This window comes from Virgibacillus doumboii, from assembly GCF_902806455.1.
Lineage (GTDB): Bacteria > Bacillota > Bacilli > Bacillales > Amphibacillaceae > Lentibacillus > Lentibacillus doumboii.
The window spans coordinates 895,741-908,490 of sequence record NZ_CADCWQ010000001.1; the positions used below are offsets into that span (position 1 = coordinate 895,741).

Annotated in this window: 10 protein-coding genes and 3 pseudogenes; 9 read left to right on the forward strand and 4 right to left on the reverse strand. The window is 37.3% G+C overall.

Annotated features, from left to right (window positions below):
- The first annotated feature begins 6 nt into the window (after positions 1-6).
- Entirely contained in the window at positions 7-849 is an 843-nt protein-coding gene (locus G6R02_RS04235) for a carbohydrate ABC transporter permease (protein ID WP_164668001.1), read from the forward strand.
- Between the two features lie 82 nt (positions 850-931).
- Here G6R02_RS04235 and G6R02_RS20330 read toward each other — a convergent pair whose 3' ends face one another.
- Positions 932-1,078 (reverse strand): hypothetical protein, encoded by a 147-nt coding sequence (locus G6R02_RS20330; RefSeq protein WP_343032927.1) that lies wholly within the window; start codon positions 1,076-1,078, stop codon positions 932-934.
- A 196-nt stretch (positions 1,079-1,274) separates the two neighbouring features.
- Here G6R02_RS20330 and G6R02_RS04240 point away from each other — a divergent pair, with 196 nt between their 5' ends.
- Complete coding sequence (locus G6R02_RS04240) at positions 1,275-2,189, forward strand: DMT family transporter (RefSeq protein WP_164668002.1); 915 nt, start codon at positions 1,275-1,277, stop codon at positions 2,187-2,189.
- A gap of 16 nt (positions 2,190-2,205) precedes the next feature.
- Here the strand turns inward: G6R02_RS04240 and G6R02_RS04245 are convergent, their stop codons facing one another.
- Positions 2,206-3,534: a short-chain fatty acid transporter gene (locus G6R02_RS04245; protein ID WP_164668003.1), complete on the reverse strand. Its 1,329-nt coding sequence runs from the start codon at positions 3,532-3,534 to the stop codon at positions 2,206-2,208.
- Between the two features lie 73 nt (positions 3,535-3,607).
- A complete protein-coding gene (locus G6R02_RS04250; RefSeq protein WP_164668004.1) occupies positions 3,608-4,228 on the reverse strand; it encodes a TVP38/TMEM64 family protein in 621 nt (206 codons plus the stop codon).
- A gap of 447 nt (positions 4,229-4,675) precedes the next feature.
- On the opposite strand from G6R02_RS04250, the gene G6R02_RS04255 reads away from it, so the two are divergent.
- From G6R02_RS04255 to G6R02_RS04275, 5 genes and pseudogenes are all read left to right on the forward strand, one after another.
- Positions 4,676-4,894 carry a hypothetical protein gene (locus G6R02_RS04255; protein ID WP_164668005.1) on the forward strand — a complete coding sequence of 73 codons (219 nt, stop codon included), beginning with the start codon at positions 4,676-4,678 and terminating at the stop codon, positions 4,892-4,894.
- A 133-nt stretch (positions 4,895-5,027) separates the two neighbouring features.
- Positions 5,028-7,343, forward strand: a complete 2,316-nt coding sequence (locus G6R02_RS04260; protein WP_164668006.1) for a TOTE conflict system archaeo-eukaryotic primase domain-containing protein — start codon at positions 5,028-5,030, stop codon at positions 7,341-7,343.
- A 245-nt stretch (positions 7,344-7,588) separates the two neighbouring features.
- A pseudogene (locus G6R02_RS04265) lies at positions 7,589-7,792 on the forward strand (flagellin N-terminal helical domain-containing protein); the annotation flags it as partial.
- 284 nt (positions 7,793-8,076) lie between these two features.
- Positions 8,077-8,661 (forward strand): annotated as a pseudogene (locus tag G6R02_RS04270) (flagellin N-terminal helical domain-containing protein); the annotation flags it as partial.
- Between the two features lie 367 nt (positions 8,662-9,028).
- Positions 9,029-9,142, forward strand: a pseudogene (locus G6R02_RS04275) (flagellin); the annotation flags it as partial.
- A 28-nt stretch (positions 9,143-9,170) separates the two neighbouring features.
- On the opposite strand, the gene G6R02_RS04280 reads toward G6R02_RS04275, so the two are convergent.
- Positions 9,171-10,115, reverse strand: coding sequence for an endonuclease (locus tag G6R02_RS04280; RefSeq protein ID WP_164668007.1), 945 nt, complete (start codon positions 10,113-10,115; stop codon positions 9,171-9,173).
- A 163-nt stretch (positions 10,116-10,278) separates the two neighbouring features.
- On the opposite strand from G6R02_RS04280, the gene G6R02_RS04285 reads away from it, so the two are divergent.
- Together G6R02_RS04285 and G6R02_RS04290 are read left to right on the forward strand one after the other, a co-directional pair.
- Positions 10,279-10,887 (forward strand): hypothetical protein, encoded by a 609-nt coding sequence (locus G6R02_RS04285; protein WP_164668008.1) that lies wholly within the window; start codon positions 10,279-10,281, stop codon positions 10,885-10,887.
- Positions 10,877-12,739 carry a motility associated factor glycosyltransferase family protein gene (locus tag G6R02_RS04290; protein ID WP_164668009.1) on the forward strand — a complete coding sequence of 621 codons (1,863 nt, stop codon included), beginning with the start codon at positions 10,877-10,879 and terminating at the stop codon, positions 12,737-12,739. The genes G6R02_RS04285 and G6R02_RS04290 overlap by 11 nt, the downstream gene beginning before the upstream one ends.
- Positions 12,740-12,750: the final 11 nt, after the last annotated feature.

The window sequence follows — 12,750 nt, forward strand, 5'->3', positions numbered from 1 at the left end:
GCCACAGTGAAACGAAGTGTAGGTCAAATGATAGCAAGAATGGGAATACGGCTTCCGTTAATATTATGGTCAATTGCTGTATTGTATCCGATTATCTGGATGTTTATCGGTTCGTTTAAGTCAAATGCTGAGATTTATGCAAATCCATGGGGGCTTCCGGAAACATGGAATTTCCAGAATTTCGCTACTGCATGGACGGAATACAACATTGATACGAGTGTGTTTAATAGTTTAATAGTCACTGTTGTTGGTGCTCTCCTTACACTGGTTCTTGCAATCCCGACAGCATATACGCTTGAGCGGATCCGTTTTAGAGGAAGTAATTTTCTGTTCACATTATATATATCAGCAATGATGATTCCGATGGTTCTGGGTTGGATTCCTTTATTCTTCCTGTTGGATAATTTCAATTTGCTGGATAATATTTATGGACTGGCGATTGTATATGCAATCAGTCAGCTGCCGTTTTCGATTTTTGTGTTAACAAGCTTTATTAGCACGATTCCCAAATCACTGGAAGAATCCGCAGCAATGGATGGCATGTCGCCATATGGTGTTTTATGGAAAATAATTACACCGCTGTCGATGTCCGGTATTATTACCGTTACGATTATGAACGCGATTCAGTTCTGGAATGAGTATTTTATGGCATTGATCTTTCTGCAGTCTGAGGAAAATTACACACTTGCCCTTGCAATTGATTTCATCAGCAGTGAGGCACAGTATACGAATGCCTGGGGAACATTATTTGCCAGTCTGGTAATTGCAATTGTTCCGGTTATTATTCTTTATGCGATATTCCAGCAGCGCATTGCTAAAGGTATGACAGAAGGTGCGATAAAAGGGTAATAAAAAGAATAGTAAAAAAAGCAGGTGTCCCAAAATTGTCGGGACACCCTTTAATTTATCAAGGGGGTTGAGAATTTGCTTCTTAGTATAGTAAATACCCTTCTCGCAGATTTTTAAACGAATTTAGTTCATCTTCCCATTGTTCCTCCATGTACTCTACTGATTTTCCTTCTTCAATTGCTTCATAGTATTGTACGACATTTTTCTTCCTAAAACTGCAAAATAGGATATGAACTTACATTAAGTGTAGTCCAAACAACTTGTGCAGTCCATGCAACTTTTGTAACAAAAAACTTGGGAAAGTTAGTAAAAGGTATGATTAATGATGCGGGTAAAAAGGTTTAGTAAGTCGGAGTGTTTGCCAGACAAACAAGAAAATTACTATACTGGAACTATTATGTCTATAGATAGAAGGTTTGTCGAATATGGGGAATACGATACTGAAAAATAAATGGGTTGTGTGGGGGCTAATCCTCCTTATTACAATTATCTGGGGGTACGCTTGGGTATTTATGAAGGCATCCCTGGAATTTATGGGCCCGTTTACGTTTTCGGCCTTTCGTTTTGGAACAGGTGCAGCAACATTGCTCCTGGTTGTCTGGCTGTTGAAGGCAGGGAAACCACCACGAGAAATGTGGAAGCACCTGATTGTAGTTGGGATATTACAGACATCAATTGTTTTTTTACTTGTGATGTACGGAATGCAGTTTGTTAATGCCGGTAAATCATCGGTACTGCTTTACTCAATGCCACTTTGGAGCAGTATTTTTGCCGTGAAGCTTTTGGGTGAGCGGATATCAGCAGGAAAAGTAATCGGGCTTGCGGTCGGAATGCTTGGACTCGTGACAATTCTCGGCTGGGATATTTTCATGGTACAGGATCCGGCGGTTATCTTTGGTGAACTGCTTATTGTGATTGCAGCTGTTTCCTGGGCCGGAGCAAATGTATATTACCGGTTGAAATTACAGGGTGTGACACAGTTGCAGGTCTCAGCATACCAGATGTTATTCGGAACGATTGGGATTTTCATTGCTACGATGTTTGCTGAGTGGGGTGACCCTGTAAAGTTGACTGGTGAAAGTATTTTTTACATATTATTTACTGGAGTTTTGGCGTCGGCATTATGTTTTACAGTCTGGTTCGTCATTTTGAGCATCATCGATATGGTATCAGCAACTTTATCGACGCTGCTCGTTCCAGTGTTTGGGTTGTTTTTTGGATGGTGGATTTTAGATGAGACATTGACGAGCGGGGTAATTGCAGGTTCTGCGCTGATTATTTTAGGTATTATTGTTGCACAGGTGTCGAAAAAAGAACAAAAAGAGGAGACTGCTTCGTGAGGCAGTCTCCATATTTTTAGAAGAATAATAGTCCAATTGAAATTGGAATAAAGCTGTAAAGTAAAATCATGACACAGAAGCCCATTATGTCGCGTACTTTTAATCCGGCAATTGCGAGGAGCGGCAATGCCCAGAATGGCTGGATCATATTTGTCCACGCATCTCCCCAAGCAACGGCCATTGCTGTTTTGGCAGTGCTTGCACCAATTTCCAGTGCGGCAGGAATCATAATCGGCCCCTGAACTGCCCATTGACCGCCACCTGATGGGACAAAGAAGTTAACAATTCCGGCACTGATAAAGGTGAATAGCGGCAAGGTGAAATCAGTTGAGATGCTCACAAACCACATCGACATTTCCTGTGACAGGCCGGACGCTACCATCATTCCCATAATACCCGCATAGAACGGGAACTGAATGATGATTCCGCCAACATTTTTCACAGCACCTGTTACGCTGTTCAGGAAACGACGCGGTGTCTTATGAAAAATAATGCCCAGAAACAGGAAGATAAAGTTTACGATATTAATATTCAGGTCGAAGCCGTTCGTTGCGAAATGATAGACAATAAATCCAAGACCCATGATCCCGATTAATAAGGAAATAATCTGGCTGTTTTCCAGACGGTCAGCTGGTGTCATGTTTTCCTTTGGCGGCTCTTCTTCCGCTTCATCGTCGTCATCTGTTTTCCATGTTGATGCATCTGTCGTGTTTAATGGATCGCGCGCTTTCATTAAATATCTGTTCAGAAGCGGTAAGGTAACTAATAAAACGACTACTATGAAAATATTAAAGCTGCTGAATAATGTTTCGGTAACTGGTACTGTTCCGATTGTATCTTCCAGAAAGTGACCAGGTGTTGCAATTAGTAACGGAACTGAACCGGAAAGACCACCGTGCCAAAGTAAAAATCCACTATACGCACTGGCCATCAGTAAACGGTAGTCAACGGATGGCACCCGCTTCGCCACGTGAATCGCAAGCAGTGCACCGACAACGAGTCCAAATCCATAGTTTATGAGACACGCGATTGCAGCAACGAATGATACGAGTAAAATCGCCTGTCCCGGTGAATTCGCCAGCGTGCTGATTTTTGCCAAAATATTTTTGACAAGTGGGGTGCTTGCCAGGATGTACCCGGTAACAACGATGAGTGACATCTGCATGGCGAATGCAAGCAGATCCCAGAAGCCATCTCCCCAATACTGAACCATTTCAACCGGGGAACTGCCCATAATAGCGATACCCAGAAAGAAAACGACGATGGTAAGAATGATTGCGAAAAGAAACGCATCAGGCAGATATCGCTGCACCATCCGGTCAAAGAATGATGTTAATGCTTTCAATTGTAATTCCCCCTTGTTTGTATATGTTAAGACCTATACTTAGGTCCTAAAAGCTAGATTTGTTTCTTTAAAATTAAAATGACTGAAACAGATCATAAAGATAATGCATCCCGTAAAGTGGGAATAATGTATAAATAGTCAGGGTTATCGGCTTACAAAGTAAAAAGTAAAAGATGAACTTCTTCAGGGTCATTTTGGTGAGGCCGGCGATTAAACAAATAAAATCATCCGGAAAACCGGGGAACACCAGCGAAATCCAGAAGAAATGCTCAAACCGTTTCCCTTTGTTAACCCAGCCAATATATTTATCATAGGTTTCCTGTTTGACAAAGTAGCTTACAAACCTGCGTCCGAATCGTCGTGCCAGTAAAAAATTGGCAAGTGATCCAATGAAAATTCCAACGATGTTTAAAATGGATCCCAGACCAATCCCAAACAGCATTACCCCCACAACTGTTGAAACATTGCCTGGCAAGACCGGAATAACGACCTGCACAATCGATATGCCCAAAAACAGCAGTGGCGCAAAACTGCCAAAGCCATCAATCCAGTCCCTGACGCGTTCAGGATTATTAAAAAATCCACTGTTCACGATAAATACAGCAAACGCAATCATGAGGAGAATCCCAATAATGGTAGTTATTTTTACGATCGGTTTTTGATATTTTATCAATGTGTCTTTCAGATACTCCATGTCAGCCTCAAATCCTATTGTGTAATCAGTTTAATGATTTGTCGTCTTTCATCATCATTATCATTCAGATTATCACAAAAAAATTCGGAATTAAAAGCTGCCACCTTGGTAATTTGTTGAAGGGGAACTATGGGCTGGTCCTATCTCTTGTTTATGTAAGCGCTTATTTTAAAGATATCAGAAGTTTCGACATGTGACAATTGGGCTTGTTTTATTGTATGAGTGGGATGGGTGGGAATATTACTTGGAAATAAGGATGTTAGAAGTTATTCGTTTAAAATGAGTAAATTGTAAAAATTGTGATACATAAGGTGTTTAATAATAATTTTGCCTCGTGAGATAATGCGTTTTCGTGGTTCTTTTATGTCGAAATTTCACATTATGTTCGGTTGTTGGAAAGGTTAGTTGATGCTATGATAAATCTATCAAATATTGGAGGCGGGCACGATGCAAAAAATAACCATGGAGGACTTGTTTGTTGCGATTAAGGACGTCGCACAAGATGTTAGCAGTTTGGACAGTAGGGTTGGGAATTTAGAAAAAGAAATGAAAAACATGCGTACGGATATACAACGAATTGATAAGAAGCTTAACAATTTCAACAATGATCTTGGAGATGTCAGAGCTGAAATATCGATATTACAAGAAAAAACGGGAATGAACTGAGAGCCTGCAATACGTGGGCTTTTTTTGTTTGCTGTAAAGTTATTGAAACTCTCAATAAATGGTATAATTTTCTATTGAATTCGCTATAATAGATTTAAATATTAAGCAACGGTTAAGTCAAGTGAGGGATTACATGAATAACCTGGAAAAGAAACTTCAACATGCTTTACAGGAAAATGAGCTATTAAAAGAAGAAATCAATAAATTAAAGGAAGTTTTGAAGCAGCGCAACATCCCCTATCCAAGCGGTCAGCCGAAACAGGTCCATCAAGGATCGAAGGATGAAATCATTAATGAAAGAATGAATATTTTTAAAAGCTTATTTAGAGGACGTACGGATGTTTATGCTAAAAGATGGGAATACAACGGAAAGACAGGCTATTCACCCGCACGTGTTTATGACCCGGATAAAAATTATAAAGATCGAGAACTGCTGCCTTTAAATGACAAGGTTCTCTATGACCACCTAAGCGGAAGAAAAACGGTAGGAATTTACCCAATGTTAAAGGATGAAACGTGCTGGTTCTTAGCGGTTGATTTTGACAAAGAACAATGGAAAGAGGACGCGTGGGCATTTGTTAATGCTTGCAAAGAACTTTCTGTACCAGCAAATATTGAAATTTCAAGATCAGGAAACGGTTGTCATGTATGGATTTTTTTCAACGAAAGAGTTGCTGCCAAAACTGCGCGGAAGCTGGGTAATCTACTATTAAATCGCACACTGGAAAAAAGATATCAAACCGGTATTGACTCATTTAATCGGTTATTCCCCAACCAGGATACACTTCCCAAGGGTGGTTTTGGTAATTTAATTGCGCTGCCACTGCAACATCAACCACGGAAAAATGGCTGCAGTGTATTTGTTGATGAAAATTTCACCCCTTATTCCGACCAATGGGAGTATTTATCTTCAGTAAAAACTTTAAATAAAAATGAAAACGATTCGATTATCCGAAAAAATTATCGGGAAGAGAAGCAAGTTGTAAATAGCTCCCAAACAAAATACGAGATTAAAGCACCTAAGGAAGTAAAGCTAATTTATAAAAATGGTATACATATTCCGAAAAAGGTTCTTCCCTCTAATATAATGAATCAACTGACACAACTCGCAGTATTTAATAATCCTGAGTTTTATAAAGCGCAATCCAAGCGATTATCCACTTTTAGGATTCCCCGAAAAATTGATTGTACCGATGAAACAGAAGACTATTTAATTCTGCCGCGGGGATGTATGGATGATGTGAAAACAATATCTGCTGAACATAAAATCAACGTTACTGTGGAGGAACAGACAAATAAAGGGAATCCCATTAATATTCAATTTCATGGGAAACTAAGCCCGCAGCAGGAAGAAGCGGCAAAGGCATTACTGAATCATGAGTGTGGTATTTTATCAGCAACAACAGGCTTCGGAAAAACAGTTATTGCAGCATCATTGATAGCAAGAAGACAAGTAAATACATTAGTCATTGTTCACCGTAAGCAATTAATCGGGCAATGGAAGGAACGGTTAGCGGCCTTTTTGGATACCAGTATAGATGACATCGGACAAATTGGTGGCGGAAAAAATAAGGCGACAGGATTTATTGATATCGCAACGATTCAGAGTTTAAATTACAATGGTGTGGTAAAAGATGACATTAAGAATTACGGTCAAATAATTGTAGACGAGTGTCATCATATATCAGCATTCAGTTTTGAAAGCGTGTTGAAAAAAGCGGAGGCGGCTTATGTGCACGGATTAACAGCAACGCCAACACGCAAAGATGGATTACATAAAATAATGACGATGCAATGTGGACCTATACGCTATACTGTTTCAGCAAAGGACCAGGCAAAAGTTCGCCCGTTTGAACATGTATTGGTACCCAGGTTCACCAGTTTTAAAACTAATGAGGAGAAAATACAAGCTGTTTATTCCAGTCTTGTCAAAGATGAAAAGAGAAATGAAATGATTTTTAATGATGTTCTTGAGGAATTGGATAATGGTGCACGACCGGTAATTTTGACAGAAAGAGTTGAGCATGTTGAGAAACTTAATCAACAATTTAGAGGATTTGCCAAAAATATTATTGTATTAACCGGTGGAATGAATAAGAAGGATGAAGAAAGCAGGTTAAAAAAGCTGGAGAGTATTTCTGATGATGAGGAAAGGCTTGTCATTGCAACAGGGAAATATATTGGAGAAGGATTTGATAATAACAGACTGGATACTTTATTCTTAGCTATGCCAATAGCCTGGAAAGGAACGCTGCAGCAATATGTTGGAAGACTGCACAGATTACATGATGATAAAAATGTTGTTAAAGTGTACGATTATGTTGATCACCGTGTTCGGGTATTAAAGTCAATGTTTGAGAAGCGGTTGAAAGGGTATAAATCGATGGGTTATAGGCTCGAGGATGATTCTTCTGGTAATGGATTCGGGCAGCAGATGAAGTTGTTTTAGTAATAGTTAAAATAATGAATTATCAGTAGGAGATTAATAAGTATGCAAATGCATGCTTATTTTTTTATAAAAATAGTTAAACTTTCCAAAATGATGCCGATATAAGTAATACATCATCATGATGTAATGAATGTTATGGCCATAACATTGGAAGGAAGATAACGACTCTGAATAGGAGTTGTTATACATGCGGGACATAAGGATGTGACCCGCAAAAAAACAAATAACATGGAGGTAGATTAATTATGCAAATTAATCACAACATTGCAGCACTTAACACGTACAACCAGTTGACAAACAACAACAAGGCTGTACAAGGTTCATTGGAGAAATTATCATCGGGTCTTCGTATTAACAAAGCTGGAGATGATGCAGCAGGTCTGGCGATTTCCGAGAAAATGCGCGGACAAATTCGTGGTTTGGAAATGGCACAAAAGAATGCTCAAGACGGTAGACTGGAAATGCCGCACTAAGTAGTAATACTTAGCTGAAAACCCCGTGAATTCGGTGGAAACCCAAACCAAACATTTTGGTGTTGATGGTGGGCAATACCGAGCCAAGCCTAGTGAAATGGTTAAAGGTAATTAGGAAGGTGTAACGATCAGAAGGTGAGGAACCAGACCAATAATCCTTCCACGAGCGCGGGGCATCCTTTGTAGGATGATGATATGATCTGAACTTTATGGAAACATAAAGAAGTAGTGGATAAACAGCCACTACGATAACAAATTTGATTTCTTTAATCCAAACTGCTGAGGGTGCATTAAACGAATCACATGCAATCTTACAACGTATGCGTGAGTTAACTGTACAAGCTGGAAACACTGGTACACAAGGTTCGGACGAGTTAAAAGCTATCCAAGAAGAAATTAATGCATTAAAAGAAGAATTAGGTGGAATGTCTGGTAGTCAGGGGATTGCTGACCGTACTGAATTTAATGGAAAAGCATTGCTTAATGGAGATTTTGCAACTAGTTCAAGTGGAGAGTTAACCTTCCAAATTGGTGCAAATACCACTCAGCAGCTAAGCATTAACATTGAAGATATGAGTGCAACTGCCCTTGGAACAACAGATGCTAGTGGGAATGTCACATCAGCAATTTCAGATATAACTGTGACAGATTTTGATACCGTTTCAGGTGCTGGTTCAGGAGGATTTGATGAGACGCTACAAGCTATTGATGATGCTATAACACAGGTATCTGATCAGCGTTCTGCACTTGGTGCTGTTCAAAACCGTTTAGATCACACTATTAACAACCTTGGAGCTGCATCAGAAAACTTAACTGCTGCGGAATCACGTATCCGTGACGTTGATTATGACTTAGCTGCTGCATAAGCAGTAACAGTCACAGTCGTCCTAACTGGTAACGGTTAGCGAGTACGACCGGGTGAATTGCTGGAAACCCCTTAAGCTTTCTTCTCCACAACGTAGCTGGAAACGGCAAGCGTGAAGGATTAAAAAGAAGAATGATTGGGCAATCAAGCAGCCAAGCGCCTGTGGTGAAAACCTGGCGAAGGTTCAACGACTAGAATAAACCACCTGAACTTAAAATAATGGTGATGAAATTCGTAGGTGAAGGAAGTACTGTAAGAGCTTTCGAATCCGAAGTGCCCGGCCCCTAACAGATAAAGCTGAGGGTGAAGATATAGTCTAGTCATTTGTGAAAGCAAATGTTCGCACGATGGCGAAGGAGATGATGAACTTCACGAAGAACAACATCCTTACACAAGCAGCTCAATCAATGCTAGCTCAAGCGAACCAAATGCCTCAAGGGGTATTACAACTTCTACGTTAATTAAACATTATTCTTACAATGAGATCACTTAAATAATTGGTGATCTCATTGTGTTTATTTTAAAGCTTAATGTTGCAAGTCTGCTAAAAGAAATTCCAGTTAAATTATATAGGAAATAAAGATTTGATAAGTTGCTTTCTGTTAAAACTATTTGGTAACCTTTTGTCGTTAGATACTGTTTGTTTGTAATAGTAAATAAATAATCTCTATAGAATGTTCCGTTTTTATAACTTGTAATGATATCCGATAAAATATTCAGTACTGTATTTATTTCGAATGTAGGGTATTTAATTTTTAGTGCAGTGGGTAAATATATTGTAGTTCTTTTTATTTGTGATTTCGATTTATATGTAATGTTGTTAATTGTTTTTCTGTGCATACTCCAATGCATATGCGGTGTGATTAAATAAAGGAAGTAGTGAATTTGAAATTGGTCATATAAGAGCAGTCGATTTTGTTTATCTTTATGAAAAGTAAGGTTATATTTATTATGCAGAAAATTTTTTAACCAATTGATTTCATCTATAGTGAAGCTTTCAGTGGAAAGTATAACTTTTTTCAATATGCCGTCTTTGTGTTTTAGATGTCCATCATCCATGTACCACCATGCCAACGATTCCTCATTAAAATATTCTTCCATCAAATCAATAGGAATTACTTTACCAAACTCTGAATACCACTTTTTTCTTAAGTAAGTAATAATATTAGAAGTTTTAGATTGGACACGATAAGCTGTACTGTACCCTTTTTTCAATCGCAGGTCCACAGTCTTTTGGTATTTTGGGGGATTTAAAGGGATGAATTCTTTTAAATTAGAGTAACAATAATTGCTCCAATTGCAGTCTGATGATTTATGTGTAAACTGAAACCGAGGCTTTCTTCTTTGTTGAATGGTAATAGAACCGTCTCCAAGTAACTTTCCGATCATCCTCGCTTTAAATGAATCATTTGTATTTAACCATGAAGTCTTCATTTAACTCCTTCTCAAATGGAACAAATGTTCGATTTTAATTATATCATAGAAATATTGTATAGAAGAGTTATATCTGTTATTTCCCAAAATCCTTAAAAGAGAGGATACTTATACCGATATTAAAAGTGATATGAATAGTTTATATTTCTATTGGAGGTTTACCATGCAGCTAATATATGAAAACGAACAATTTATTATAGAAAATAATGAAACATCTATTAATATTATTTTTGAAAAAGCGAATGAATTTATTAAAGAGAAAGATGTTGTCTTCAGTCACTTATTAGTAGATAATGTTGAAGTATACGAAAATCACGAACATTATTTAAAAGAGAACTTAAATAATATCGAGAAAGTAGAAATAGCCACTAGAAGTACGAAGGAAATGATATGGGAAACAATGACATCTGTTAACGCTTATTTGGAACGAGCGATTCCTGCTTTGAGGGAATTAGCAGATGGAAGTTATGAAAAATTCACTGATAAAACCTGGGAAGGTATTAATCAATTAGCCGAAGGAATGCAGTGGATATTACAGTTCACAACATTTACAAAAAATGCCCCTCAACAACCCTCTAATTGGGATCAAATTGAAAAAAGCACTAAAGAATGTGAACTAAGTTTCGCTAAGTTGATTGAGGGTGTCGAAGCGAAGGATATTGTGCTGATTTCTGATATCCTAACCTATGAAGTTACGCCGGCATATGAGGAACTTCAAAATAATTTGGCTATCTCACTTAATGATGAGGAGTTTTTGGAAGATGTTAATTGACAACACGTTATTTTTAAGAAAAAGATATCCGGAAGTACGCAAGTATTATTTAGAACACGCAGATGAACTTGAAGTTAATGCCTTGGAGGTTTTGGATTCCAAATCCGGCCAAAAAACGATGCGTTATAGTCTAGATGACAATGGTTTTATGGTTCATAGTCTGTATGATCCAAAAAGGGAAGCCGACCGAATTATCGCATCACATAAGAACGAAATTAATAGTGATACACATGTCTTTTTCTACGGGGTTGGTTTGGGTTATCATATCGAGAAATTTAAGGAGCTTTTCCCTGATAATAGTTATTCTATCTATGAACCTGTTCCTGAGATATTTTATTCAATGACGGAGTATAAAATGCTTGATTCAATTGTTACCAAGAATACGAAAAATCTTTATTTAGATATCTATGGAACAGAATCAAACACTTATTTAAACGAGTTTAATACGTATAATAAAAATATGCATCTGATTATTTTACCTAGTTATGAAAATATCGCCCAAGGAAAAGTGGCTGACTTCCGTGAGAAAATAAAGAAAGTGATTCGAAATCGTCGAACAGGCCTACATACAAATGCAAAATTCCAAAAACGTTGGGTCACAAATAGTTTGCAAAATTTCAAGGAAGTATTGGACACACCTAACATGATGAAAAATATCAATCAAACTCAATTTGAAGGCAAACCAGCTATAATTGTATCTGCAGGGCCCTCCTTAGCTGAAGATATGGATTACATTAAGTATATAAAAGATAATAATTTGGCACATATTTTCTCAGTAGGTTCAGCAATTAATAGTTTGATTGCGCATGATGTTTTGCCAGATGTAGTTTGCACTTATGACCCTTCGGAATTAAATTATGAAGTGTTTAAACAAATGAATGATAACCAGATTGATTATGTACCTATGTTGTTCGGTTCAAGCGTTGGATATGAAACATTAAGAAAGTACAACGGTCCTAAAGTTCATTTTATTACTTCACAGGACCAAACCTCTATTTATTTATTAAAAGAACAACTAGATCTTGAAAGTGATTTAATCCTTGATTCACCTTCGATTGCAGTTATGACTTTACAAATCTTAAATAAACTTCGTGCTAATCCTGTTATATTTGCGGGACAGAATCTTGGGTATAAAAATGACCAAATATACTCAGAAGGAATTAAGTATGAACGTCATACACATGAATTTATCCAGGAAAGGCTTAAAAATACAATTACAACAAAAGATGTCTATGGGAATGAAATTAAAACTCGTGTTAGCTTTATTAATATGAAGGAAAATATTGAGAAATTTGTTAATCTGTATAAAGATACCTCTTTTGTAAATACCACAAAAGGTGGTGCAGCTATCAATGGTGTGCCTTTCAAGCCTATCGAAAATGTTATCAACAAATTGCTAACTGAACCAATACAAAAAGAAAAATGGTGGCATGAACATAATGAATATAGTCAAAATAAAATAAATGGACAATTAGGAAAACTAGACAAGAGTATAACTGATTTTTATGACTTACTTTCCTATTTTGAGAAATTATTAAGTTCTATATCTTCATGTTCAAAATTAAGAAATAAACATAAACTAGAAGATTTTCTGGCAAGGTTCGATGTATACTACTCTCAATTAAATGAAAATATTTATTACAGACATTTCTTATCTTGGTATATTCGTGTACATGTGCAGTTCTTAGCCAATGAGATTAACAGATTAAATCAAGAAAGAGATCCTTTTAAAAAAGGTGATGAAATTGTTTATCTGTTTTCAAATTTTATTGGTCAATGCAGAAATGGTGGACAAGAATTAGAAAAAGTAATAGTTAACACCATGGAGAAGTCGAAAGTTTTAAAAGATTGATGAATTAGGTG

Coding starts and splice junctions, on each gene's coding strand:
- G6R02_RS04255 (WP_164668005.1), top strand. CDS start 4,676: ATGCAAAAAATAACCATGGAGGACTTGTTTGTTGCGATTAAGGACGTC.
- G6R02_RS04240 (WP_164668002.1), top strand. CDS start 1,275: ATGGGGAATACGATACTGAAAAATAAATGGGTTGTGTGGGGGCTAATC.
- G6R02_RS04285 (WP_164668008.1), top strand. CDS start 10,279: ATGCAGCTAATATATGAAAACGAACAATTTATTATAGAAAATAATGAA.
- G6R02_RS04290 (WP_164668009.1), top strand. CDS start 10,877: ATGTTAATTGACAACACGTTATTTTTAAGAAAAAGATATCCGGAAGTA.
- G6R02_RS04260 (WP_164668006.1), top strand. CDS start 5,028: ATGAATAACCTGGAAAAGAAACTTCAACATGCTTTACAGGAAAATGAG.
- G6R02_RS04250 (WP_164668004.1), bottom strand. CDS start 4,228: ATGGAGTATCTGAAAGACACATTGATAAAATATCAAAAACCGATCGTA.
- G6R02_RS04280 (WP_164668007.1), bottom strand. CDS start 10,115: ATGAAGACTTCATGGTTAAATACAAATGATTCATTTAAAGCGAGGATG.